This window comes from Leptobacterium meishanense, from assembly GCF_037645805.1.
GTDB lineage: Bacteria > Bacteroidota > Bacteroidia > Flavobacteriales > Flavobacteriaceae > Leptobacterium_A > Leptobacterium_A meishanense.
Window position 1 is genome coordinate 43,928 of record NZ_JBBEXE010000005.1, and the last position, 26,239, is coordinate 70,166.

Consider the following 26,239-nt stretch of genomic DNA (forward strand, 5'->3'; position numbering starts at 1 on the left):
TCTTTTAAACCCAATATTCCCTTTTTAAATTCGGAGGTAGTCCAATATTATCATTTAAAATATTATAAAGTATTTTTTCTACATATTCAACATTGCCTGGGGTAGTAACTATTGAGTCATGAATAGTAAATAAAGGAGCTTCTGGTTTCTCTTTTGAGACTATCATGCAAGTCTTTTTTAATACCAAGTTAGCTTCTAATCTCTGTAAAGCAATAGCTAAAGTATTATGGTTGCCTCTTCCTTTTTTAATCATCTTGAATATTTTATACACATTGGGAAAAGCCTCTTTAAAAAGCTTAATTGATTCGGAATAGCTTACTGAAGTGTTTGGACTAAAAATAGACCTAAATGTAATATCCTTAGCCTGTTTCCTAATATCCAAAGAATCTTTATTTATTAACTCTTTTTTAATCAAAGCACTACCAAATTTCTCATAAAATAAGCCACTAGAAACCATTTCCTTGAATTGAAGGACATCAGGTTTGTTTTCAATTTCATCAATAAAATCTACTATCATAATAGGGTAGTTATCTTGGTTGATGTAATATGGATTAATAATCTTATCTGTCATATTATTCTTAAGAAATGACTCTCTACTTAATAAAGACGTACTTAAATAAGGTTGTGAATTTTTGATGTCTATAGCACATAAATTTTCACTATCATATTTGACAAATTTTCTTAGCCCTGACATAAGTGGAGTTAAATTAGTGTGCAGCCTTTGACCTGAATTATCTACAATGAAAGTGATTTCTCCTTGATGAAGCTTTTGTAAAGCCTGTGATCTTGAAGTTAATCTTAGATGAGGAAATTTAACCTCTGGATTCCTAACATCCTTTCTATATTCTTTTTTTAGAAACCTTAATCCATTTTTAGCATCAATAGTCAAATTTGGATTGAACCATTTCTTCAGAATAATTAATTCATTAGTAAGTCCTTCGTTATAATTTATGTTCAAATAGACTATGTTTTTAATTAAAGTCCATTTGGTTATTTGAATAGGTCTTACAATTCCACCCCTATACTTTGAAGATAATCTTAATCCCATAGATTGCTTACCAGGCACATAGATGTTATTTTGTTCAAGCACCTTTCTTTCAACGAGATAATTGACATACTTTTTATAGCCGTGTATTCTCCTTTGAAGGTATTCTCTTTTTATAGGGGTAAAACCACTCATATCTTCCACTTTATCCCTATTTCTTACTGCTACTGCAATTACCTCATGGATAACATATATAAAACAGTCCCTTTGATATCTAAAATTTGGAGGATATAATTCCAACATCTTATCCATATCCAAATTAGATGGGATAAAAAGGGTTAAAGAATCTATTTTTTTATAGCCATCGCTACTAACAAGTGCTACTTCTTCACTTGGGCTATTATTTCTGTTATAGTGGGCATTTGAAGCAGAACCCACTTTATTGGTTATTACCATTACCCCCTCTACTGAGGGGGCTTTCCTCTAGAATTATTCTATCAGGTGCTTTCCTTTAAAGCAAGTGGTATTATTATACACCAATTAAATCAGGTCTTTCCCTTAATTGCAAATCTTTTGGGATTTGATGCAAGGCTTCACCTTTTCCATACATTTTATGCTTTCTAGCTAAAAATGTGCCAGCCTGTTTAAACCAAACCAAAACTCCTGCTTCTTTACAAATATCCCTCAGATTTCTAAACCATTCAGGCTTAGCTTCTCTATATTGAGGTTTTCCATCTTTGACTTTTCCTGATTCACCTCCAATTATTGCCCAATGGATTCCTTCAAGCTTTTTAGGAGATATTTTAATATCCTCAATCAAAGGTTCAAAAGAGATGAACCTGATTTTGGCAGGAATCAGTTTTATAATATCAATCCTCTTAATAGATTTTGGCTCATTAGACCCTACACTAACACCTAACCAAACATTTGGATAACCATCGCCCCAATCTTCAGGAAGGCTTTCTAATATTCTTTCGGGTCTTTTGGTAAGGATTAAATACGTGTGGTGTGGTGTCTTTTTTATAATATCCCACGCCTCGCTTCTCCATTGGTCTGCTTGTTTATGGAAAAAATCAGACATAGAACAAGTAAAAATTATTGAAGGCTCTTTAAGTTTTAGAGGCTTGTTAAATGTATGAGGTTTAGTTCTATTAACTTTTTTTGGGTCATATCCCAACTTTTTCATTATTTCATCTATATAACAGAAGAAACATTCATCCGATACATGGTTACATCCCCACCATGGGTTCCATGTAAAGTCAGACCAATTGATTTTTGTTTTTGAGTAATCTCTCATAATTAAAAATTAACAATAATTAATTGCGAATGAGAAATACTACACACGCAGAAAAATAGTCTTCTAAGACTTAATTCCACAGAAACAAAAAGTATTCTTATTAGGAAAAATTGGAGAGGAAACTACTCCATTAAAATTTTTGAAGTAACCATATAAATGGTACGAATGCCACAAAGTTAATGAATAATTCTGAGTTAAGAACAGTCTTAATCATTATAAATATGAATATTAATCATTTTAAACATAGAAATTATGCAATTACAACCAAGTAAAAGACAAAATGTAAAGCTCAGATTAGGAATATCTGGAGCAAGTGGTTTTGGTAAAACCTATAGTGCTTTACTACTAGCCTATGGAATGACCCAAGACTGGACTAAAATAGCCTTGATAGATACAGAAAATAGTTCTGCATCCTTATATTCAGATTTAGGCAACTTTAATGTGTTGGATTTACAAGTTCCTTATAGCCCAGAACGCTATATAGAAGCTATACAAGTATGTGAAAGTTCAGAAAAAATTGAAGTTATAATCATAGATAGTATTACTCATGAGTGGAACAGTACAGGAGGGTGTTTACAAATACACGAGCAGCTAGGTGGCAGATTTCAGGATTGGGGTCCTGTAAAAAAAAGGCATCAGGCTTTTGTAGACAGGATTTTACAGTCAAGATGCCATCTCATTACTACTACAAGAAGAAAGATAGATTATTCATTAGATATAGGTTCTAATGGAAAATCGAGAGTAGTAAAACATGGTACTAAAGAAGTAACTTCAGAGGGGTGGGAATATGAGCTAGCGGTAAATTTTGAATTAGTTAATGATAACCACGTATGTAGAGCTTCAAAAGATAGGACTGGCTTATTTATGAATAAACCTGAGTTTCAAATAACTTCTAAAACAGGAGAGAAACTATTGAAATGGTGTAATGCCAAACCTGTTACTGTAAAAGATATGGTAGATAAAATAAATTCCTCTTTATCTATATCAGAACTAACAAGGCTATACAATGAAAACCCAACATTTCAACAAGCTTTACAGCCTCAATTTAGAAGTAAAAAGCAACAATTAGAACAACTGTCTAACCCTCAAAACTTCTCAAGCAATGGAACTACAACTCATTCCTAAAAATGAATTACAGCTTAATTCTGTAAAAACTACTAGCATAATAGAGAATAATAGTGCTAGTAGTATATCTGAGTATAAACAAAAGCCATTTATTGAAGCTAACACAAAAGAAGTTTCATTAAGGGAATTGAAGCAAGATTGTATTATACCAGTATTTTCAAAAGACAATGAGAAGACTATTGCTCACCAAGAATTTATAGAGATAGCACAAAATTGTATTTCCTCTGTATATCAGCATCATACTATTGATATGCCTGAAATCCGTGTAAGCCATCAAATTAAAGGTAGAGTGCCTTCTGCCATTCATAAATCTGCCAAAGACTTGTTAGGCCATGAAAGGACACAATATTTTGAAAGGATGACTTTTATAATAAGGATTCCAAGTATTACAGAAGATATAAATGGCAATATACTTTCTTTAATTGCAGGTGGTGTGAGAGCATACAACCATGAGAATCTGTACTCTAAAAAGAGTATTGAAAAGTTCAAATTCTTTATTGGTTTTCAAAACATGGTGTGCTGTAATCTGTGTATTTCTACTGATGGTTTTTCTTCTGAAATGCGAGTATCAAGTTACGGTGAACTAAAGCAGCAAATAGTTGAATTGCTCAAATCTTATCAGATGAAGAAGCATTTACAACAAATGCAAGAGTTACCCAATTACAACTTATCAGAAAGACAATTTGCCCAGTTAATTGGCAGATCACGCCTATACCATTATTTACCTAAAAAGGAGAAACAGGCATTACCCGAATTGCTATTAAATGATGGGCAAATTAGTACTATTGCTAAAGATTATTGCCAGGATGAATCTTTTTGCAGAAATGAGGAAGGCAATATCAATCTTTGGAATGTGTATAATCTTTTTACCTCAGCTAATAAGAGCAGCTATATAGATACTTTTTTGGACAGGAATGCTAATGTATTTGATTTTACAAACGGTCTCAAGAGTACCCTGAATGGTGATTCTGGCTATTCATGGTTTTTGAGTTGATGGATGCCCTACCTTACTTTTGTGAGGTGGGGCTAATCATTGCTCAAAATTTCAAACTCTCCATTTAAATATTTATATTCTATTTCCGAAACATCATTATAAATCTTTACAAAAAGAGATACATCTTTTTTAGGTTCATAAATAGAGTCAATATCCTCTTCAAGAATAGGACTTTTATAAACTACATTAGAACTAGAGTATATAGAGCATCTAGGATTTTTGTGTTCTGAAAATTTGTTTTTCAGTACTTTTTTAAAATCAATAAAACTCATATTTTATTTATAATTTATATTAATTCTAGTTCAGGCTCTTCATTCCATTCTTTTCCCAATAGTATTCTTCCATTAGCTTTTTTACTTCTCTTAACACCATCAGCTCCCCATGTACCCCATTGTTTAAAGAAAAAAGCAACCTCTTGTTCATCACATTGTTTTTGTACATCTATAGCCCACTCTTTTTTCATAGGTCTAGCCTTAGGTCCACTTTCTCCACCAACTATTACCCAATGGATTTTATTTAAATCTAAAGACCCTGTAGCTTCTATCAATGGTTCTACAGATAGAAACCTTATTTTGGCATTAATATTTCTTAAAATATCTATACGGTGTTTAGTTTTAGCTGATTCTACTGTAACTCCTAACCATACATTATCAGGAACATCTCTTGTGTCAAAATATTTTTTTAGGATTTCCTCTCTTTTTGTTAAAATTTGATATTGATGTCTAGGGGTCTCTTCAATTATTTTAAATACTTTATCTAGATACTCAAATGGCATTTTTTCATGAAATAAATCACTCATTGAGTTTACAAAAAATTTAGTAGGTTTTTTTACTTTTTTAGGAGCATCTAATCTTTCAGGCATCAAAGTAAACTCAAAGCCATTTTCATATCCCGGAGTTCCCATAGCCTGAAGTCTTTTTGCCATTGTTTCAGCATAACAATTCTTGCATCCTGAGGACACCTTATTGCATCCTGTTGATGGATTCCAAGTAGCCTCAGTCCATTCTATTTTAGAGTATTTCATTTTAATTCTAATTTAATGTCCTTCGGTGGGGCTAAATTATGGATTTTTTCAGTTTTTGTTTTTACCTTGGCTATTTTATTTTCCTTTTCTAGTTTTCGCAATACTTCATTACAATGTTTAGGTAGACAACCAAAGTATAAAGTAGAAAGGTATATATTATAAAGGGATTTTTCTTTTTTATGTAGAATGAGTTCTTTTAACATAGTTTCCAATAATCCCAATTTTTTAATAGAATTATTCTCTTCAAAGATTGACAATTGACCATCTATTATTTTTTCTTCATCTATATTAAAGTTTGCATCTCCAGTATGCGGATTAATCTTCCATGCTACTTTTAAAAATTTCTCAATACCTAAAGTATGCTTTGAACCAAAAATTAAGCCAAAAATGTTAATTCCCTTTTTTATTGAAAAAGGGGCTAACATATAGTTAGTATTAACCATTGATTTATAATATTCAAATACTACTTTATGTGAATGAAACGGTCTTGTATCAACAAACTGATCTTTAGTAATAGAGAGGTAATTTTTGAACTCAGGTAGTTCATTAAATCTTCTTACAAATGATGAGGAGATAAAAAAAATGAAATCTGTTCTATCAAAGGTGATTAGTTTTTTAAAAATTTCAGTTGTTATTTCTTTTATTCCAAACTGGTCTAAAAACATGAGTTTTGGAAGTTTATTATATGTCATCATTTCGGGATATAAATTTGCAAATAGCTCTTGAAAGGGTTTATTGTATAAACTTATGTTGACTTTCTCTTTATTATATGTAAACTCATTGATGTTATTTATCAGGCACTTGTATGTTTTTTCATCCTTCTCATTATATATAACATTAATCTTAACTTTAGTGTCTGAAATAAGGCGTTCAAATTCATTTAATACGTCTAAAATAATTAAAGGACTACCCATAGTTCCCTCAATATCTTTTCCTTTACCAGCAAAAAAATCATAAATAAAAATATTATCCCAATGTGTTTTTTCATATGCTGAGATAAAAACAGGAAGCCATTCGATTAAATAATTTCTAAAAATTTCTAATTTAGCTTTAGTGCCATCATCAAAAGGTTTTTCAAAATGATTTTTTGCCATATCACAAGATGAGTTATATTCAAATCTAAAAATAAAATTTTGAAAAAATAATTTTTAGAGTTGATTTTTCGCACATACAAGGTACCCTATACAAACCACCCCCACTTATTTTGGGAAGAACATTCCCCCGCCTTTTTATATATGGAAAGGTTTTTTTTGAGGACAGAATATTTTTTTTTGGTTTATGTACTTTTTGTCAGATGACAGTTTATAGTATCAGCTTTGTATTTCTAAAGTCCTATGCACTTTGTAGCTATTTCTTAAACTTTCACCAGATAATTGTATGAAACTATACAGATTTTACACTTTATTTTTCTTTCTAACCCTCCACGCACTGAATACCCCCACTTATTCGGGCAAGTCTACGAAAGGCTTGTTCATTTCAATTCTATTATGCTAACTAATTCAAGGTGAAAGTTGTAATTACATTGGTTTAGTAGAACTACTGAAATGATTTTATCAACTCAAAATTTTATTACAATGGTTAGAATCATTAATTACAAGCAAAGAGAAAGAGAAGATGGCACAACTTTTAATCTTCTAGAACTACAAGGAGGTGTAGAAATGGTATTGTCTAAAGAAACAGGTCAATATTATGCTACAGCCAAGAAAGCCTACATTACTTCAACATTTGATGAGGCTACTTGCCAAGCCCTAATTGGTACAGAAATGCAAGGCTCAATTATCAAGCAAGAGGTAGAACCTTATACTTATGTAGTAAAGGAAACAGGAGAAGAACTGGTACTTGCCCACAGATGGGTTTATGTTCCTGAGGAGACTTCACCTACTACATCTAAAGAGTCTCACAGCCCTGCACAGGCTTTTATTCCTAATGTAAAGGCATTTTCTCAAAATGGAGTTCATCAATTAGAGGATGAATTGGCTGTTTAGATTTAAGTTTAATAGACCTTACAATTTGGTTTTACTCCTATATAAGATATTACCATGTTGTAAGGTTTTTTCGTGATTTGGTGTTTCCTGTATATAGGTGTTATACCAAATAGCGAAAAACTAAAATTCAGTTTATTATGCAAAAAGTTTCAGAAATAAATGTATCATACTCTGCTGGCAGTAATGACAATATATCCATTAAAAATAGTGATGATGCCTATAATTTAGTATTAGCAGATTGGAATAATAATACTATTGAATTTCAAGAGGAGGTAAAAGTACTATTGCTCAATAGAGCTAACAGAGTGCTAGGAATTTATGACCTTTCAAAAGGTGGAGTATCTGGTACTGTGGTAGATATTAAAATTGTATTGAGTGTAGCCTTAAAGTGCCATGCTTCAAATATAATTTTGGTTCATAATCATCCCTCTGGAAATTTAAAACCTAGCAGCAATGATATTAGCCTAACAAAGAGATTGAAAAAGGCTTGTGGATATGTAGATATTGTGATGCTAGACCATTTGATAATATCCAAAGAAGGATTTTATAGCTTTAAGGATAAAGAAGAGTTGTAACTAGTTTTATTTACTCTATTATGGTAGTAGTTTTTCAAAAATTGAATGTGTACGAGAGTGTAAAATACCCTAAAATCAGCTATTTTTTTAGTCTCACCAGATTTTGCAGATATTATACTATAGCCAAATTTTGTCAAAATTAGGGTAATTTTAGAGGTAGTACATTAGGTATCTTACTTACGCTAATGTCCTTGAGGGGTTTACAGCCAAAACTAACTAATAGCCAAATCTTAACTTTCATCTTGACTTTCTATTTGATTAAATAATTCAGCTAAGGTCATTTCTAGACCTTCACAAACTTCTTTTAAATACAGGAAAGTGGGATTTATTCCACCTCTTTCTAGCCTTGCTATGGATTCTCTGTCCTTGTTAATCTTATGAGCCAATTGAGATTGAGTCAATCCTTTTGATTCTCTAACTTCTTTGATTTTGTCACCAAATTTTTTGAGTTCTTCTTTTCTATCCATTAATCAAATAATGACTTTTGGATTGAATTTTTACGGAACGTATACGCTACATTTTGTATATTTTTTTGTATCTATGTATGATTAGTGAATTTCAAAATTATGCCTAAGATATTTGATATAGAAAAAGTTACACCTGAAGCTTTTGAAAATATAAAGTCTACTTACTCTAAAGTGGCTCACAAGCTGGATAAAGAACTTGGAAGAGCAGCCACTTTTAGAGATTTAATATACTCAAGAATTGAACTAACAGATTACACCAATGTTGAAGAAAAGTTTAATGTTTATAAATATGCTTGGAGTACAACAGGCAGAAGTATAGAAAATGCTGATGAAATATACTTTGAATTAGCTAATAGTTTTAAAAGCATGCCATCAGAAGATGGAGTAATTGCACATAATGATGCTATAATTGAAAGTATAACAGAGCATCCCTATAAAACAGATACAATGTACGAGGATTCAGATTATCTTCCAGAAAAGGAGTTATGTTACTGCTATAAGTGTAATAAGTCTTTTTATGGTTGGGATGGGTTGTGTGATAAGTGTTCTAAGGAAGAAAAAATACTTAAAACACAAGAAGAAAATGAGAAGAAACCTCGTTGGGAATTAATAATAGGAGGCATATTACTATATCTCTTCTTATGGTATCAAATAGGTGGATTTATAACCTTTATAGTTGGTGGAGCCATAGGTTTATTAGCCCTAATGTACATTTCAGATAAGGAAGGATGGAATAAGAAATGAGTACAGAGAAGCTTTTTTTAAAGTTTATTGAGGAAATAAGTATAGAGGTTAATGGTGAAATTGCATTTACGCAAATACAAAAATGGCTTTGTAGGTATGAAAGTGTTTTTTATGACTCAATAGTATTGAGTTGCGGAAAATGGAATAAATGGGTCAAGTTTAATGAAAAACCCTTTCCATGTGTATGTCCTGTGAGGCAAGAAGATTGCATATTTATTGAAACCTACTATGAGCTATTAAAATTTTCAAATATTGCTCAGCGAGAGAATGAATTTAAAGAAGCTGTAAAGTTCTACTATCCTATTCGGGATAACCAAAATGCTGTATTTGAATGGGTAAAGTACTATGAAGAATTGGGCAATTTGTTATTGGGTATTGAGCCACTTATAAAAATTGTAATACAAGTAGAGCCATACCAAACATTACAAATCAAGATAGACCAAAAAAACTATCCCAATCTATGGGAGTTCAAAGAAATTTTTACAACAAATTATTACTCAAAAGAGTATGAAGATTACTAAAAACAAAAATTATGAGAGATTCAATTATATAAGGTATTTTAGGAGGAATCCTATTTACAGTTGCTTGGTATATTTATTATAAAGTAATCAATAGAAAAAATAAAGACAAGGAAGAAGATTAAGTATGCCTCCACAATAGCTTCAGAGTTAGGGAATAAACAAGCCTAACTTTTATAGAAAAGACTTGAAAGACTCTAAAAAGTGTTTGATATTGCAACAACACTTAAAGCTTAATGTAATAACTTTGATATTACATGATAAAGACTATTTGAATACTCTATTATGATAGTAGTTTTGTAAATAGGCATATAAATAGGCACACCTAAATTTATAATTAGGTATACATTTTTAATCGAATACCGTAACACTCCTTAGCTCAGTTGGTTAGAGCATCTGACTGTTAATCAGAGGGTCCTTGGTTCGAGCCCAAGAGGGGGAGCAAAAAAGTTCACAGTAATTACTCCTGTGAACTTTTTCTTTTTATTCCATACGTTATTTTCTAAATTTTATAAACGGAATTAGCATCGGCACTTTTTTCTTGTACTCGGCATATGTATCTCCATGCAGTTTCATTAAATCCCGTTCCTCTAAATATTTCACCGCCACATAAATATATGCTGTTGATACTACAGAAAACAATAAATGCCCTGCAGTCATCACGGGCGTTGCCCAAAAGGCAATAATAAACCCAAGCATAATAGGGTGTCTCACAAGACCATATAAGAACGACATCTTGAAATTAGGATCACTTAAGCTTCTCTTTTTAAAATTCTCGAAAACTTGCAGCAACCCGAATAAATGAAAGTGATTGATTAAAAATGTCGAGATAAATACAATAAACCATCCTAGCCAAAATATTCCGTGTATGATCATGGCATAGGTTTCATTTTCAACGTTCCACATTACAGATTTCATGGGTTGCCATTGCCAAAAAATAAGGATGAACGCTAAATTGGTCAAGAACACATACATACTCCGCTCAGCAGCAGGGTCTATAATTTTTGTCCACCACTTTTTAAACCCGGGCCTTGCCATAATACTGTGCTGTAAAGCAAATACACTTAGCAAAGCTACATTTACAATAATTGAGGTGGTAAGGTCTGATTCAACTCCCGAATCAATGGATTTTGGCACCCAAAGGTTCCCAATAAAGCCAACGGCATAAAGAAAAACCGCTAAGAATAGTGCATACGATACTCCTCCAAAGAGTAAAATGATAAATCGTTTCATTGGTTAATTGTTTTTGGTTAGTTTTAAAAATGTTGCTTAAGTAGTCAGCAATGGAGGCATAGGGAATACTAATGTAAACTTTTCCTATGTTCGAAGAAGGGTTTATTATCTCAAATATAGTAATTTTTTGATTATCAATCCTTTAAAAGGGCCTATATTTTCATGAAACCTTACTACCTTTCCTCCTCTGGTTAATACGATTTGTTAATGTTAATTAGTGTTAATGAATATATGTATTTCCCTTATTTAAAAAATTCTAATACCTTACGTCCCAGATTTTATATCTTAGTCTTTTGTTAAAAAAATAGATTTATCTCTAGCAATTATTTTAGAAAATATGAAACGATTATTTATTTACAGTATTCTTCTTCTTAGTATATCAAGCATCAATGCCCAAGAAGAGAAAAAGAAAGAAAAAAAAGAAGGGCTTCCCCTTAAAGCAGAAAGAACAATATCTATTAAAACAGACCAGGGTACATGGATTTCATTAGATGTGCATCCTGATGGGAATAAAATTGTTTTTGATTTATTAGGGGATTTATATGAAATTCCCATCACAGGAGGTAAAGCTACCCGGCTAACAGAAGGACTTGCTTTTGATTCACAGCCCAAATATGCTCCTGATGGAAATTCCATATTGTTCTTATCAGACCGAAGTGGCGAAAATAATGCATGGGTCATAAACCGTGAGAAAAAGGACACTACTCAAATTACCAAGGGAGATACTCCCAATATGCAATCTGCCGAATGGTCACCAGATGGTGATTATATTGTAGTAAGTAAAGGAAAAAGAAACTTAAAGCTTCACTTATATCACAAAGAAGGCGGTGGGGGCGTACAACTAATTAATAAACCTGAAGATCTAAAAACCGTAGAGCCTGTGTTCAGTCCTGATGGACGTTATATTTGGTTTTCGCAACGTACACGCGCTTGGCAATACAATGCCAGGCTCCCACAATATCAAATAGCTACGTATGACAGGGAAGATGGAACTACCGAAGTAATGACTTCCCGTTACGGTTCGGCATTTTCTCCAACGCTTTCCCCTGACGGGAAATGGTTAGTGTATGGTAGCCGTTATAACGATCAAACGGGATTGATAAAGCGTAATTTGGATACTGGAGTGGAAGCCTGGCTGGCATATCCGGTACAGCGCGACGAACAAGAATCCATAGCTCCTTTGGGAGTGTTGCCTGCTATGTCTTTTACGCCCGACAGTAAAGCCGTTATCGCATCTTATGGTGGAAAAATATACCGTATCCCCATTGATGGAAGTGCTGCACAAAATATCCCTTTCGAGATTGATGAAGAAATTGTTCTGGGGCCACAATTGAAATTCAATTACCCTATCGAAGATACCCCTGAGTTTGAGGTAAATCAAATTCGAGACCCACAAGTTTCTCCCGATGGTACGGAAATCGTTTTTACTGCTCTGAACAAATTGTATTGGATGAACCTTAATGAGGGAAAGCCCCGAAGATTAACTGATTTCTCATATACAGAAGCAATGCCTACATGGAACCCTAGTAGAAAAGAGGTTGCTTTTGTTACCTGGGATGGTGAAGAAGGGCACTTATACAAAATCAGTACAGACAAGAAAGCCAAACCTGTAAAATTAAGTGCGCAATCAGCACTATATACGTATCCTGTATGGAGCAAGAATAATCGAATTGTAGTTTTTAAAGGCTCTTCCCAACAATTCCAAGATGATATCAACCCAATATCTTTTCAGCAGAAAAGAGCGCTTGTTTGGATTGATGGGAAAGATGGGGGAGAAAGTCATTTTATTACCAAAGCTGCAGGAATTTCAAATCCACATTTTGCACAAAATGACAATCGAATCTATCTAAACTCTTCCGAAGATGGACTTATTTCTGTACGTTGGGATGGAACAGATAAGAAAAAACATATTCAAATAAATGGTATCACGGTATATGGGTCTTTATATGATGAGAATCATCTATTATCGGATGCTCCCGGAGCTGCTAATGAAAAAGCCAGTAAGTCAAGTGTTATTTTGCGTGCTCCTAAAGGAAATTATGCGCTAGCACAAATTAATAATGACATTTACATTGTTACCATTCCTTATGTAGGGGCTGATGGGGTAAAAGTCAATGTTAAAGATCCTGATAAAGCGCGTTTCCCTGCCATGAAATTAACTCAATTTGGAGGACAATTTCCAAGCTGGGACAGTTCGGGCAATGTAGTATTCTGGTCATTAGGAAACACCTTATTCAAATATGATATAACTGCTGCTAAATCACAAATAGAGCAGCAAAAAATCGCCCAAAAAGAAACGCAGGAGAATGAAGAAGAAAAAGATAGTATAGAAGCCTATCATGCCAAAGAATTGGATATCATTGTAAAGGCAAAACGTGCTATTGCCAAGGGGAATGTTCTTTTTACAAATGCCACTATCATTACTATGGAAGGTGATGAAATTATTGAAAATGGAAGTGTGTGGGTGGAAAATAACCGGATTAAAGCAGTTGGCAAACCCGATGAGGTTAATGCTCCTAAAGACGCTAAAGTAATCGATTTAAAAGGAAAATATCTGATCCCCGGTTTTGTAGATACACATGCACATATGTGGCCTTCCTGGGGGATCCATAAAAACCAAATCTGGAATTATGCAGCTAACCTAGCTTATGGGGTAACTACCACAAGAGACCCACAAACTGCCACTACTGATGTACTGACGTATAGTGATATGGTGGAAGCTGGGATGATGGTAGGCCCCCGGGTGTATTCTACCGGTCCGGGAGTAGGGTATTGGGGTTACAACATTAAAAGTTTGGAGCATGCCCGAAATGTATTGAAACAATATTCCAAATATTACAATACCAAAACTATTAAAATGTATTTGACGGGTAACCGTAAACATCGTCAATGGATCATTCAAGCAGCAAAAGAACAAGAACTCATGCCCACTACTGAAGGTGGCTTAAATTTTAAGTTAAATGTCACTCAAATATTGGATGGATATCCCGGACATGAGCACTCCTTCCCTATTTATCCACTGTATAAAGATTTTATAGATTTTGTTGCAAAATCACAAACAGCCTATACCCCTACACTACTTGTTTCATATGGTGGTCCATGGGCAGAAAATTATTATTATGCGACAGAAAATGTGCAAGGTGATAAAAAATTAAACCGTTTTACCCCGAAATCCGAATTGGATATTAAGTCGAGGAGACGAAACGCAGGATGGTTTATGGATGAAGAACATGTATTTCAAGATCATGCTGTATTTGTAAAAGACCTTGTTAATGCTGGAGGATTGGCAGGGGTTGGTTCACATGGACAATTGGAAGGGTTAGGTTATCATTGGGAAATGTGGAGCATGCAGTCTGGTGGAATCTCAGAACATAATATGTTGAAAGTAGCCACCATTATTGGTGCTGAGGCATTAGGATTATCAAATGACATAGGAAGTATTAAAGAAGGAAAAATTGCTGACATGGTGATTTTGGATAAAAACCCACTAGAAAATATCCGAAACACAAACAGTATTAACCTTGTAATGAAAAACGGTTTTATCTATGAAGGGGATACATTAAATGAAATATATCCTTCAAATAAAGTACAAAGTTATAGTGAATGGACACAAGATGCTCCAGGCAATAATCTTCCCGGAATTAAAAAAGATTAAGTCTAGCCTCTTAATTAATAAAAGCCGGCTTTGCCGGTTTTTATATTTTATGCCTGTGTTTCAAGCTTATTTATGATCTTAAGTGTTTTTAATACAGAGTCAGGGGTAACCGAAATGGTATCTATTCCTTCTTTAACCAAAAATTCAGAAAAATCTGGAAAATCTGATGGTCCTTGACCGCATATGCCTACTTTAGTATTTGTTTTTTTAGACACACTAATTAATTGCTTAATCATTATTTTTACAGCTAAATTACGCTCGTCATACAAGTGTGCAACTAAACTAGAATCCCTGTCTAATCCTAATGTTAACTGTGTTAAATCATTAGACCCTATAGAAAATCCATCTATTAAAGGGGCAAACTCTTGAGCTAATAAAATATTCGAAGGAACCTCTGCCATTAAATATATTTCGAGTCCTTTTTCTCCTCTTTTCAATCCTTGATCTTCCATTATCTTCAATACTTTCTTAAGCTCCTCTGGAGTCCTACAAAAAGGAATCATGATTGTCACATTCTGTAACCCATATTCATCTCTGACCTTTTTTAAGGCTTTGCATTCAAGAATAAATGCCTCCTTAAATTCTTCAGAATAATAACGAGAAGCTCCTCTCCAACCTATCATTGGATTCTCCTCTTTTGGTTCATAATAATTGCCCCCTAAGAGATTATAATACTCATTAGATTTAAAATCTGACAATCTTGTAATCACCCTATTTGGATAAAACGCAGCAGCTATTTTAGCTATACCTGAAGCTAATTCATTTACAAAAAAATCTACCTCCGATTCATATCCAACAGTTAGCTTAGAAATCGTTTCTGATAGTTTAACATCATTTAATTTTTTATGATTAAGTAATGCCAATGGATGTACTTTTATATAGTTGTTTATTATAAACTCAACCCTTGCTAACCCAACTCCATTATTAGGTATTTTACTATAATTAAAAGCTAATTCTGGAGAACCAATGTTTAGCATTATTGGAGTTTTTGTTTTTGGAAACGCATCATATGATGTTTCTATTAAGCTATAGTTAATTTCTCCTTCATATATTTTCCCAATAGATCCTTCTGCGCATGAAACCGTGATTAATTGTTTATCTTGTAGAATTGAACTTGCATTACTTGCTCCGACAATAGCCGGAACTCCGATTTCTCTTGCAACAATTGCGGCATGGCATGTCCTTCCTCCTTTTTCAGTTATAATAGCTGAAGCTTTCTTCATTAAAGGCTCCCAATCAGGATCTGTCATTTCAGTAACTAAAACATCTCCTTGTTTAAAATCAACTTCATCAGAGCTTCCATCTCTACCATCCAAAGAAAAAATCTTATGAACTTTCCCGCTCCCTATTTTATCTCCAACAGCAACCCCTTCAGCTAATAGTTTATTTTCTAAATCATTATCCTCTATTTGGTACTCTTTCATAGTAAGCCCATCCTCTTGAGAGTGTATCGTCTCTGGGCGAGCTTGTACAATATATAACTCATTTGTTAATCCGTCTATTGCCCATTCAATATCCATCGGGCACCATTTTCCTTTTCTTTCACTATAATAATTTTCAATCTTAATAACCCATTCTGCCAATTGTAATATCTGTGAATCTGATAAACTAAATTTATTCTGAAGTTTACTTTCAAGAGGAACTTTTTTTACTGTTTCAAATGGTTTATTTCCATAAATCATTTTATGTGTTTTTTTGCCCAGTTTTTTATGAATGATCGGTTTATGTTTTCCATCTATTAAAGGCTTAAAAACCAAATACTCATCAGGAGATATTTCTCCCCCAACGACAAGCTCTCCAAGACCAAAAGCTCCATTTATGAGTACCACATCCTTGAAACCACTCTCTGTATCAAGAGAAAACGCTACCCCTGAAGATCCTATATCAGATCTAACCATTTTTTGTACACAAACAGATATTTTAACTGCAAAATGATCAAATCCTCTAGAAGACCTATACGATATGGCACGATCTGTATATAAAGAAGCGAAACAACTACGAATTGCTGTTAATAACATCTCACCACCTCTAATGTTAAGATAGGTTGATTGCTGACCTGCGAATGAAGCATCTGGAAGATCTTCAGCAGTTGCAGAAGATCTTACTGCAACATCTGTAGCTTCTTGATCATATTCTTCTGAAAGGACATAATAAGATTGTAAAATTTTCTTTTCTAAATCAATTGGGAACTTGCCATTAGAAATTAACTTTCGGATTTGCGCCCCTCCTTTTCTTAATTGAATTATATCTTTAACATCAATCTCTTTTAAAATAGAAGAAATTTGTTCTTTTAAGTGATTATCTTCTATGAAAACGTCATATGCTTCTGTTGTAACAGCAAAACCATTAGGAACTTTAATTTCCTGATTGGATAAATTTTGGAGCATTTCTCCTAAAGAAGCATTCTTACCACCCACAAAAGCAATGTCTTTTAACGATAATAAGTGCAATGGTTTTATATAGTTATCCATATAACAATTTTTAAATATTCTCAAAATTTAGAGCTTTAAAAGCTTTTAATTTTATTTTTTATTGAAAAAAGAGCTGTTCTTTGAAAATATGAAAGAGTTTCATGCAAAAATAACTAAAAAATCTTCTGTTATAATATACACTTCCGGTACATTTTGTAAAACTTTAGTAGTATACTTTAGTAGGTGTAATCAAAATTTTTAATTAATCTTTTTAATTTGTTGACTATCATTAATTTATGATTATCATCATTGCCCATCTAATTTCATAAGTGACTCTGTTTATTAAAATCATAGCTCCCTAGGCAGTCTTAAATTAGCTTTCCTGTTATATCTACAACAATTTTTATGCTTTCTGTGCTAAAGCCCGGATTTTTATTTTGACTTTGTTATCAATAAATAAAACCCCATTGTCCATTTTACGGTTGAATTGTATCCCATAATCAAATCGGTCAATTTCAAAATCAGCTTTTATCCCAATAGTTAGTTTTTGAGTTGGGTCTTTAAAAGGCCCCAATATTTCTACTGGAAATTCAATTTCATTGGTAACTCCATGAATCGTCATATCACCTTTTATGATATAGTTTTCATTATCTTTTTTTAAAACTTCTTTCGATTTAAATATTATCTCTGGATAACTCTCCGTGTCCAGCCAATTTTCCCCTTTTAAATGGCCATCTCTTACTTCATTATTGGTATCCAAACTACTCGTAGCTATCTTAATTTCCATGTTTAATGTAGAAATATCATCCCCTTCCATATTTATCGTCCCTGAAAATTCATTGAACCGTCCGGTAACTTCACCTACCATAAACCGCTCTACATCAAAACCGATATAGGTATGGCCTTTATCTAGTATATATTGATCTTTAAGTGTTGCAAAACTTATACTTAAGAGAGCAACTAATGCAATGATAGAAAATGTTCGTTTATTTTTCATAATTTCAAGTTTTAAAGCATTCAATTTAATATCTTCTCCTCATTATCACATTCCTATTATGATAATTTTAGCATATTTATGACTTTGATAGACTTAAAAACTATTCATAAATTCGCAAAACATTTGGCCCTGTAGTTCAACGGATAGAATAGAAGTTTCCTAAACTTTAGATCCAAGTTCGATTCTTGGCGGGGCTACTACAAATAGGCAGCCATTCAATAAAATTAAGTGGCTGTCTTTATTTTTCTATATAAATACAGTAATACTTTTATACTACAATAGCCATCGGGGCAAGTTCGATTCTTGTTGGTTATAGCAGAAGGAGCTTATGCTATTAGTTACAGAATTTCTTTTTTTATTATGCAAACCCTTTTTGTGTTTATTTATTTTATAAATTTACTTTTCCCATCTATCTTTTTAACCTTAATTATACTATAGGCAACACACCCTAACCAACTAATAGTATGCAATTAAAGAATTCTTTAATAGTAGCAAGTTTATTTGTTATTATTTTCATCACTTTCTGGGAAATTTATTCAAGGGCTAATGGCTACATTGCTGTTGTAAATGACGACAAGGCTCTATGGGCTGTCAACAGGGCTAAAGTAGACCATGCAACAGCTAACGATGTTGTCATAATTGGTTCTTCCCGGGCACATTTTGACATCCAGCTGGATGAATGGGAAAAAGCCGCAGGAGTGCGGCCTATTATGCTAGCTTCCGATGGTACGGTTCCTGCCCCTGTATTAAAAGATATTGTTGAAAACACTGGCTATAAAGGAACATTACTAATAGGAGTTACTCCCGGTCTGTTTTTTTCTCCTCCGCACGATTCTATCTTTGTTTGGCGCAGAGCACAAGTACGCAACGATTTTTTCCATAAAAGAACATATGCGCAACGATTGAACCATGTCTTTTCTGTTCCATTACAACACACGTTTGCTTTTTTAAATGCCTCCGAAGAAGAATGGGCAGATGATATTGATCTAAAAAGCCTTTTAAAAAGAGTACAGATAGGAAACAGGACAGGGCCTAAACCGCCTCCTTTCTACAATTTTCAATCTGTTGATTTAGACCGTAATGTTACCATGTTTGAAAAAGTAGTTACCGATACTGCTTTTGCCGGAACTATTAAAAAAGTATGGATGTTCTTTGGTAAAAATGCGCCTCCTCCTGTTAAAAAAGAAGTACTCGATTATTACACGCCACTTATTAAAAAATTTGAAGATCGCGGAGGCACTGTTATTTTCTCAAGGTTTCCCTCCAGTGGTGGTTTTAGGGAAGGCGAACGCATAGGTTTGCCCAGAAATGAATACTGGGATCTATTGCTGAAAGAAACTGGAGTACCCGGGTATCATTTTGAAGATTATGATGTATTAAATCAGTTTTATACTCCTGAGTGGTCGCATCTTGCCACACCTGATGCTAAAATTTACACTAGGGAATTTGTGAAAATTCTTCAAAATGATGGATTCCTAAAATAATTCTTCAACCAACCAAAAATCATAGCATATGCTCTTTAATTCTTTAAGTTTTGTTGTTTTTTTAGTTCTTGTACTGATCCTATATTATAGCTCTTTTCTAAACTGGACTTCAAAAAAGCGTATGCTCCTTTTAGCAAGTTATATTTTTTATGGCTTGTGGAATCCTCCGTTAGTCATTCTTCTCTGGATATCAACCATTGTCGATTGGACGGTAGCAAAGAAGCTTTTTGTTATAGAGGATCAAAAAAAGCGCAAATATTGGTTACTTATAAGCCTTATCGTAAACTTAGGATTTTTGAGTTTTTTTAAGTATGGGGATTTTTTACTGGAAAATTTTAATGCATTGATCGGGTTGGTTGGGCTAACGTTTCATGCCAAGGAAATGGACATTATTCTCCCTATGGGAATTTCTTTCTATACTTTTCAAACCATGTCATATACCATTGATGTATATAACAGAAAAATAAAGCCTGCAAAAACGTTTTTGGATTTTGCACTGTATGTTACTTTTTTTCCACAACTGGTTGCAGGACCTATAGTGCGCGCCAAAGAACTCATTACACAATTTTATACCCCCAAAAAAGCAACTATAAATCAATTCATTTGGGGATTATTTTTACTCACGCTTGGGCTCTTTCAAAAAATTGTATTGGCAGACACACTGTTGGCAGATACTGCCGACAAAGTTTTTGGGGCAAAAAACATCATACATTCTTTAGATGCTTGGGCAGGGACATTGGCTTTTAGTGGCCAGATATTTTTTGATTTTGCCGGATACTCTACATGTGCTATTGGAATTGCACTTATGTTAGGGATTATCCTTCCGGATAACTTTCGGTACCCCTATGCTGCTATCGGGTTTTCTGATTTATGGAAGCGTTGGCACATCTCTTTATCATCATGGTTAAAGGATTACCTTTACATTCCATTAGGAGGAAATAAATTGACTGCTCCCAGAACCTATGCCAATCTTATGATTACTATGTTGCTCGGAGGGTTATGGCATGGTGCTGCCTGGACTTTTGTTTTTTGGGGCTTTTTACATGGGCTTTATCTTGTTATAGAGCGATTGTTAAAAGAAAAAATTCGCTTAAATATAAATGCATGGTATGCTATCTTTTTAGCTTTAGGAACTTACTTTTTAGTAAATATCAGTTGGGTGTTTTTTAGGGCAACTGAATTTAAAACAGCTGCCAATATGCTCAGTTCCATGTTTCTCATAAATGTTGAAGGCAACAAAATAGTAGATACTTTTGACCTTTTAAAAGTTTTTATTGTAATTACACTTTTATTCCTCTGTCATTGGTGGATGAGAAACACCTCTGTAAAGGATGTGGCGGAGAAAACAGCTCCTTGGGCATTGGGAATTGGTTGGGGAATTATGATTGTCCTCATATTTTTAGCGCAAGGAAGCGGAGAGCAGTTTATTTATTTTCAATTCTGATTAGAATATTCTTTTTTCAAGTTTAATAACATGATTTCTGTCATCGCATCTAAATCAAACGAATGTTTCCATCCCCAATCTGCTCTGGCTTCTGAATCATCTATACTTTGAGGCCAGGTATCCGCAATCTTTTGTCGAAAATCAGGATTATAATGAATTTCAAATTCAGGGATATGTTTTTTAATGCTATCGAAAATTTCAGCAGGATTAAAACTAATCGCTGCTATGTTATATGAAGAGCGTATTTTAATCTTTTCAGGTGCTGCCTGCATAATATTAATAGTAGCTGCTATTGCATCATCCATATACATCATAGGAAGTATCGTCTCTTCATTTAAAAAGCATTCGTATGAGCCTCCTTTTACAGCATGGTGATAAATATCAACAGCATAATCCGTTGTACCTCCTCCAGGTTTTGTTTTCCAGCTAATTAATCCGGGATACCGGACACTCCTTACATCAACTCCATAATTCTTAAAATAATATTCGCACCAACGCTCCCCTGCCAATTTGCTTATACCATATACGGTAGAAGGTTCTGCAATAGTATGTTGTGGTGTCTTTATCTTAGGGGTAGTAGGGCCAAAAACGGCAATAGAACTTGGCCAGAAAATTCTTTTTATTAATCCATCTTTGGCTAAATCTAAAATATATAATAAGGACCGCATATTTAGCTCCCATGCTTTTTCGGGGTTCTTTTCTGCAACAGCAGATAACATAGCAGCCATAAGGTACACATCCGTAATAGCATGTTTTTTTACAATTTTTTCTATCGCTTCCTTATCTGTGGCATCTAACTTCTCAAAAAAAACATTTGTGTTGTTTTCACGAATATCACTGGTAATTACATTTTCTTTACCATGAATTTTTTGGAGTGCTACAGTCAATTCAGAACCTATTTGCCCATTTGCCCCAATGATCAATACCTTGGTATCCATTATATAAAAATTAAAGTGCTCAAATATAGTCTATTTCAAAAACTTCATTTTAAAAAAAGAAGCTGCGATAGTTGTATCCTATATATGAAGAAATGCATTATATTAGTTGTATTCTTTAGTATCGCTTATTGAATTTATCAATGAAAAATATTTTTTACTATTTATTCTTGTTTTTGATTTTAGGCATTTCTTCGTGCAAACAGCAACAGAAGAACCCTGATGTTACTCCTGAAGAAAAGCAAGAAAACACCCCTGTTAGTGCAATTCCCAAATTAATATCGTTAAACAACAATGTTGAAAAGAATGTTTCTTCATGGGTTGCATTAAAAGATTTTGACCTTGAAATGAGAAAGTTTTATACCAGTAATAGTTCCAATATATTTTTCCAAATTGATGAGCTTATAAAAAAAGAAAAAGAGCTTTCTGAATCTGAATTTCCTGAAAAATTAAATGTCCCTTCCGTAAAAAGTAGAATCATCGTCATAAAAACATATTTACTTGAAGCCAAAGACATGCAATTACAAGCAGATCCTATTGCCATTGAAAAACAAAAAACAAAAATAATTAATGCGTATAATGCGTTAAACTCCCAGTTTATGGAACTTTATGAAGAAAACATCGCAGAAAAACTATTGAATGAAAACTAATCCTATGAAAAAATACATCTCTTTATTCCTTTTTGTGACTGTCCCTGTTCTAATTTTTGGACAAGCTCCTTCTGGAGATAAAAAACAAATTAGTGAAATATTGAATACATGGCATAAAGCAGCGGCAGAGGCCGATTATAAAACTTATTTTGAAAACATGACTGCTGACGTGGTTTTTATTGGCACAGATGCTACCGAAAATTGGCAAAATGATGCATTCAGGGCTTTTGCAAAACCTTACTTTGATAATGGAAAAGCATGGAGTTTTATTCCTGTTGAAAGAAATATTTATGTAGATAACTCAACTTCTATTGCTTGGTTTGATGAGTTATTGGACACACAAATGAAAATATGCCGGGGTTCTGGGGTGCTTAAAAAAGAGAATGGAAAATGGAAGATTGCCCACTATGTGCTTTCTATAACCATTCCTAACGAGAACGTTTCTGAAGTCATTACTATTAAAAAAGCTTTTGATGATGCACTCATTGATAAACTCCAAGATAAAAAAAACTAGCTGCCTCCTGATAAAGGCAACTAGTTTTAAATTTTTTACTGTTTAAATTCCTACTCTTTAGGTTTCCCTGCCTCTTCTTTTAGTTTTACCAATGCCTGTTTACTCAAATTTGCAAGGTTAAAGTTAGGGGCTATCTCTAGAGCTTGGTCTATTATTGCAATAGCAGTGTCCATATTTTGGACATTCTTATTGTCTTTATTAAACTCTATCAATGCTTTTAAGTGCAAAAATGCTGCTTTAATAGGTACTTCATAAGGATTTTGGGTTTCATAAAATGCATACTTCATATCATCTTTAGCATTTGCCAATCCATATTCAATGTTTTGGGCAGCACCTATAATATCATTCGTTTGTATTTTTAAATCAGAAAGTTCGTAGGCGATATATGAGTTAGGGTTCCGTTTAAACAATACTTCGTACTGTTCTAAGGCCCGCTTTGGCTGGTTAATTGATTTTAAAGAAACGGCTTTTATTTCAACAGCTAAATCCGAATCTGAATCGTTTTTGTCAACCCCAATAGTATTTAATGCTTGAACATATTGTCCTCCATTAGCATAAAAATAAGCCAATGTATCCTTTGTTGCTTGTGATGGGTTTAGTACATCCAGATGTGTCAATGCATTAATCAACCCACGTACATCTCCTTGTAATTTCATCTTGGCATAATATGCTTCATAGTGTTTTACAAGTTCGCTTTTTGTTTGTGCCTGCATGCCAATTGTAAGAATCATTGTTAGGGCAAAAATTATTTTTTTCATGGTCTTTTACTTTTATTCGGGCAAAACTATTAAAATATATTGTATCTGACTACTAATGAGATACTAAAAGAAGTGTTTTTTATAATTACATTAACTAAATTCAATAATTACATTCTTTTTTATTTCTTTCTAGTTAATAATGAGTGTCTTTTTCACTGTTATAGCATCATTTAGAACAAAGGGCATTGGGATTTGACTTTCAGGACGTTCCGGAACAGAAAATAACTCATTGGTCAATAAGTCGTTAGATGATTCATATAAAGTCAATTTTCCCATACCCTCCACGGGAATCTTCATTCTAAGTTCTGTGTATGCGTTCCCACTAATGAAATGTGTTATTAAACGTCCATTTCGCCTGGGTGTCTCTAAATAGGTTTTTTGTAACTGTACGCCATTTACACTGCATGATTCGATTTGTAATGTTTCCTCTGCAAAAATTTCCAAACGGTTTACATCTCTATTCGGAGTAATACAAATTTCAACATAACGGTTATTTTCGATGATCGTATCTTTTGTAATTTCAGTTTTGGGAGATTGTATAGGTTTTAAAGGTGCATCTGCGATATAAGAAAAACTTGTGTTGTATTTACTGCTAAATGCAGTATCATTCTTTACATCTTGCTTGTTGTTTCCAATATACTGTGATACCCAGTTATCAAGATAAAAATCATAGGTAGCCCAATGGGCTGTATTGTTATCCGTGTCCAATACATAAACCAAGCTGTTCGGCTTAGGGGCGTCTTCATTGAAGCCTGATTTCAGGTGTGCTCCTGCAAAAAAGAATATAAATACCACAAATCCTACCCATGCCAACGTCTTTTTCTGTTTATAAAATCCAAAAACGGGAAGAAGTAACCCAAAAATCAATACTGTAAATATAGTAGCTGCCATCAACATTTTGAGCCCTAATCCTACAGGGAACATTTGTACAAAAGGGCTTAATATCCATACAGTAGGTATCATTAAAAGTACTATAAGAAGTATATTGGGCTTCTCCTGATTTACCAGTATATACAAAGCAATTAATGTTGCTATTCCCGGAATAATGAAAAAGCTAGCTCCTTTTAAGTATACTGCTACTAAGGCACATATTAATAACCAAAAAAACAGTGGGGCTACAACAAGGTTTGCAGTACTGATATTTTTGAACTTACTATATCCCCATAAACAAATGGAAATACTTAATGCCACAAATGCAGCTATATAAAAATGGCCATTATAGGTAAACCCATGTAATATGTCATTGTATTGTGGATACATTTTTTTTAACAATCCCCAACTATAGTAACCTATAACCCCACAAATAACCAGTGATATTACAAATGGCGTAAAGCCTTTAAGAAATGCTTTTACTTGTAATGTCTTTCGTTTGACCCCCATACCAATGATTACAAAGAACAGTACAATGGTGATAATAAGCATTGGCATAATCCAAGAAAAAGGATAGTAAACCAATTTAAAAACCGGAACATTAAAATAAATATATTCTTTTTTTGCTTTTACATCAGAAATATCACTATCACTAAAATAAGAGAGTAATGGCATTAAATAGTTTCCTTGATGCTCTAATGTGTTTCTATCTAAGCGCTCATAGTTGTCACGGTAAGTATGATAATCAAAATGATCATCAATAAAAGCAAAATTAAATCCGTCAATATCGCCATCTTCTCTAAAAACAGTAAGGTCTGTGTCATTCGGAAGCATTTTATAGATACTGTAAGCTAACGAATTTGCTACTGGATATTTTGGATTGGCTTCGGCGAATTCTTTTACCAATTGTGCATTTCCTCCATTTGTTTCAATAAGCATATAGCTTGGCCCTCCACTTCCACGTGATTCGAAATTGAGCACTAGCCCTACTTCTTTTGCCCAGGGGTGTTCATTTACAAAAAGTTCTGCTCCATTAAGGCCCAGTTCTTCTGCATCTGTAATCAAAATAATGATGTCGTTCTTAGGTTTGTTTTTTGATGCTAAGAAAGCACGAACACCTTCTAGAATAGTTGCCACACCACTTCCTGCATCACTCGCACCCAATGAAGAATGTGGATTACTATCATAGTGAGAAAGCAATAGTAAGGCTTTGCTGTTTTCGGTTCCCTTTATTCGTGTTATGATATTTACAGGCTTGGACAGGTTGCCCCAATCTCCGGCCGTATATCCTTCTTGCAATTCAACTTCCAATCCTAATTTTTCCAGCTCAGAAACAATATAATCCCTCACTTCCTTATGAGCTGGAGATCCTACGTAATGAGGTTTTTGACTTATTGCTTTTACATGAGTCAGGGCACACTCAGTAGAAAATTCGCTAAGTGCCACATTTTCCTTAGTATAGTTTTGTGGCATTAGTGCATAAAAGCTCCAATAAATGAGTGTTCCTAATAAGAATAGTGATATTAAGGTGTTGTATTGCTTCATGTTTCTAATGCTTTACTCTATAAAAGTAT

General features: G+C 33.6%; 23 protein-coding genes and 2 tRNA genes. 13 read left to right on the forward strand and 12 right to left on the reverse strand.

Features of this window, described 5'->3' with window-relative positions:
• Nucleotides 1–4 precede the first annotated feature (4 nt).
• A complete protein-coding gene (locus WBG21_RS06020; RefSeq protein ID WP_340075827.1) occupies nucleotides 5–1,423 on the reverse strand; it encodes a hypothetical protein in 1,419 nt (472 codons plus the stop codon).
• 91 nt (nucleotides 1,424–1,514) lie between these two features.
• Entirely contained in the window at nucleotides 1,515–2,282 is a 768-nt protein-coding gene (locus WBG21_RS06025) for a DUF5131 family protein (protein ID WP_340075829.1), read from the reverse strand.
• A 252-nt stretch (nucleotides 2,283–2,534) separates the two neighbouring features.
• On the opposite strand from WBG21_RS06025, the gene WBG21_RS06030 reads away from it, so the two are divergent.
• Both WBG21_RS06030 and WBG21_RS06035 read left to right on the forward strand, forming a co-directional pair.
• Complete coding sequence (locus WBG21_RS06030; protein ID WP_340075831.1) at nucleotides 2,535–3,407, forward strand: AAA family ATPase; 873 nt, start codon at nucleotides 2,535–2,537, stop codon at nucleotides 3,405–3,407.
• Nucleotides 3,385–4,401 carry a DUF3871 family protein gene (locus WBG21_RS06035; RefSeq protein ID WP_340075833.1) on the forward strand — a complete coding sequence of 339 codons (1,017 nt, stop codon included), beginning with the start codon at nucleotides 3,385–3,387 and terminating at the stop codon, nucleotides 4,399–4,401. The genes WBG21_RS06030 and WBG21_RS06035 overlap by 23 nt, the downstream gene beginning before the upstream one ends.
• A gap of 32 nt (nucleotides 4,402–4,433) precedes the next feature.
• Here WBG21_RS06035 and WBG21_RS06040 read toward each other — a convergent pair whose 3' ends face one another.
• Genes WBG21_RS06040 through tcmP form a run of 3 tightly spaced genes read right to left on the reverse strand, consistent with a single transcriptional unit; the run spans nucleotide 4,434 to nucleotide 6,519 of the window.
• Entirely contained in the window at nucleotides 4,434–4,673 is a 240-nt protein-coding gene (locus tag WBG21_RS06040; RefSeq protein ID WP_340075835.1) for a hypothetical protein, read from the reverse strand.
• 14 nt (nucleotides 4,674–4,687) lie between these two features.
• On the reverse strand, nucleotides 4,688–5,425 hold the full coding sequence (locus WBG21_RS06045; RefSeq protein WP_340075837.1) for a DUF5131 family protein: 738 nt from the start codon (nucleotides 5,423–5,425) through the stop codon (nucleotides 4,688–4,690).
• Nucleotides 5,422–6,519, reverse strand: a complete 1,098-nt coding sequence (gene tcmP / locus WBG21_RS06050; protein WP_340075839.1) for a three-Cys-motif partner protein TcmP — start codon at nucleotides 6,517–6,519, stop codon at nucleotides 5,422–5,424. The genes WBG21_RS06045 and tcmP overlap by 4 nt, the downstream gene beginning before the upstream one ends.
• Nucleotides 6,520–6,999: 480 nt before the next feature.
• Between tcmP and WBG21_RS06055 the strand changes: the two genes are divergently transcribed.
• Nucleotides 7,000–7,410, forward strand: coding sequence for a hypothetical protein (locus tag WBG21_RS06055; protein ID WP_340075841.1), 411 nt, complete (start codon nucleotides 7,000–7,002; stop codon nucleotides 7,408–7,410).
• 137 nt (nucleotides 7,411–7,547) lie between these two features.
• On the forward strand, nucleotides 7,548–7,985 hold the full coding sequence (locus WBG21_RS06060) for a JAB domain-containing protein (protein WP_340075843.1): 438 nt from the start codon (nucleotides 7,548–7,550) through the stop codon (nucleotides 7,983–7,985).
• 230 nt (nucleotides 7,986–8,215) lie between these two features.
• On the opposite strand, the gene WBG21_RS06065 is transcribed toward WBG21_RS06060, so the two are convergent.
• Entirely contained in the window at nucleotides 8,216–8,452 is a 237-nt protein-coding gene (locus WBG21_RS06065; protein ID WP_340075845.1) for a helix-turn-helix domain-containing protein, read from the reverse strand.
• A 99-nt stretch (nucleotides 8,453–8,551) separates the two neighbouring features.
• Here WBG21_RS06065 and WBG21_RS06070 point away from each other — a divergent pair, with 99 nt between their 5' ends.
• The 3 genes from WBG21_RS06070 to WBG21_RS06080 all read left to right on the forward strand — a co-directional run bounded on the left by WBG21_RS06070 (nucleotide 8,552) and on the right by WBG21_RS06080 (nucleotide 10,156).
• Entirely contained in the window at nucleotides 8,552–9,196 is a 645-nt protein-coding gene (locus WBG21_RS06070; protein ID WP_340075847.1) for a hypothetical protein, read from the forward strand.
• Nucleotides 9,193–9,717, forward strand: a complete 525-nt coding sequence (locus WBG21_RS06075) for a hypothetical protein (protein WP_340075849.1) — start codon at nucleotides 9,193–9,195, stop codon at nucleotides 9,715–9,717. The genes WBG21_RS06070 and WBG21_RS06075 overlap by 4 nt, the downstream gene beginning before the upstream one ends.
• Nucleotides 9,718–10,085: 368 nt before the next feature.
• A tRNA-Asn gene (locus tag WBG21_RS06080) sits at nucleotides 10,086–10,156 on the forward strand.
• Nucleotides 10,157–10,209: 53 nt separating this feature from the next.
• On the opposite strand, the gene mddA is transcribed toward WBG21_RS06080, so the two are convergent.
• Nucleotides 10,210–10,947, reverse strand: a complete 738-nt coding sequence (mddA, locus tag WBG21_RS06085; protein WP_340075851.1) for a methanethiol S-methyltransferase — start codon at nucleotides 10,945–10,947, stop codon at nucleotides 10,210–10,212.
• 337 nt (nucleotides 10,948–11,284) lie between these two features.
• Between mddA and WBG21_RS06090 the strand changes: the two genes are divergently transcribed.
• Nucleotides 11,285–14,602, forward strand: a complete 3,318-nt coding sequence (locus WBG21_RS06090; protein ID WP_340075853.1) for an amidohydrolase family protein — start codon at nucleotides 11,285–11,287, stop codon at nucleotides 14,600–14,602.
• Nucleotides 14,603–14,649: 47 nt separating this feature from the next.
• Here the strand turns inward: WBG21_RS06090 and ppsA are convergent, their stop codons facing one another.
• The gene (gene ppsA, locus WBG21_RS06095) at nucleotides 14,650–17,073 is read right to left on the reverse strand and encodes a phosphoenolpyruvate synthase (RefSeq protein ID WP_340075855.1); all 2,424 of its coding nucleotides are present in this window, start codon (nucleotides 17,071–17,073) and stop codon (nucleotides 14,650–14,652) included.
• Nucleotides 17,074–17,416: 343 nt separating this feature from the next.
• A complete protein-coding gene (locus WBG21_RS06100) occupies nucleotides 17,417–18,010 on the reverse strand; it encodes a YceI family protein (protein ID WP_340075857.1) in 594 nt (197 codons plus the stop codon).
• 125 nt (nucleotides 18,011–18,135) lie between these two features.
• Here WBG21_RS06100 and WBG21_RS06105 point away from each other — a divergent pair.
• The 3 genes from WBG21_RS06105 (at nucleotide 18,136) to WBG21_RS06115 (ending at nucleotide 20,938) form a co-directional block, all read left to right on the forward strand.
• A tRNA-Arg gene (locus WBG21_RS06105) sits at nucleotides 18,136–18,207 on the forward strand.
• A gap of 267 nt (nucleotides 18,208–18,474) precedes the next feature.
• Entirely contained in the window at nucleotides 18,475–19,494 is a 1,020-nt protein-coding gene (locus tag WBG21_RS06110; RefSeq protein ID WP_340075859.1) for a hypothetical protein, read from the forward strand.
• 121 nt (nucleotides 19,495–19,615) lie between these two features.
• Entirely contained in the window at nucleotides 19,616–20,938 is a 1,323-nt protein-coding gene (locus WBG21_RS06115; protein ID WP_340075861.1) for an MBOAT family O-acyltransferase, read from the forward strand.
• Here the strand turns inward: WBG21_RS06115 and WBG21_RS06120 are convergent.
• Nucleotides 20,929–21,876 (reverse strand): NAD-dependent epimerase/dehydratase family protein, encoded by a 948-nt coding sequence (locus tag WBG21_RS06120; RefSeq protein ID WP_340075863.1) that lies wholly within the window; start codon nucleotides 21,874–21,876, stop codon nucleotides 20,929–20,931. The two genes, WBG21_RS06115 and WBG21_RS06120, sit on opposite strands and share 10 nt — an antisense overlap.
• A 140-nt stretch (nucleotides 21,877–22,016) precedes the next feature.
• On the opposite strand from WBG21_RS06120, the gene WBG21_RS06125 reads away from it, so the two are divergent.
• Nucleotides 22,017–22,523 (forward strand): hypothetical protein, encoded by a 507-nt coding sequence (locus tag WBG21_RS06125; protein WP_340075865.1) that lies wholly within the window; start codon nucleotides 22,017–22,019, stop codon nucleotides 22,521–22,523.
• A gap of 4 nt (nucleotides 22,524–22,527) precedes the next feature.
• Nucleotides 22,528–23,037, forward strand: a complete 510-nt coding sequence (locus tag WBG21_RS06130) for a nuclear transport factor 2 family protein (protein WP_340075867.1) — start codon at nucleotides 22,528–22,530, stop codon at nucleotides 23,035–23,037.
• A 50-nt stretch (nucleotides 23,038–23,087) separates the two neighbouring features.
• Here the strand turns inward: WBG21_RS06130 and WBG21_RS06135 are convergent, their stop codons facing one another.
• Both WBG21_RS06135 and WBG21_RS06140 read right to left on the reverse strand, forming a co-directional pair.
• Nucleotides 23,088–23,795, reverse strand: a complete 708-nt coding sequence (locus tag WBG21_RS06135; RefSeq protein WP_340075869.1) for a tetratricopeptide repeat protein — start codon at nucleotides 23,793–23,795, stop codon at nucleotides 23,088–23,090.
• Nucleotides 23,796–23,924: 129 nt separating this feature from the next.
• Entirely contained in the window at nucleotides 23,925–26,210 is a 2,286-nt protein-coding gene (locus tag WBG21_RS06140) for a M28 family peptidase (protein WP_340075871.1), read from the reverse strand.
• Between the last annotated feature and the right edge of the window lie 29 nt (nucleotides 26,211–26,239).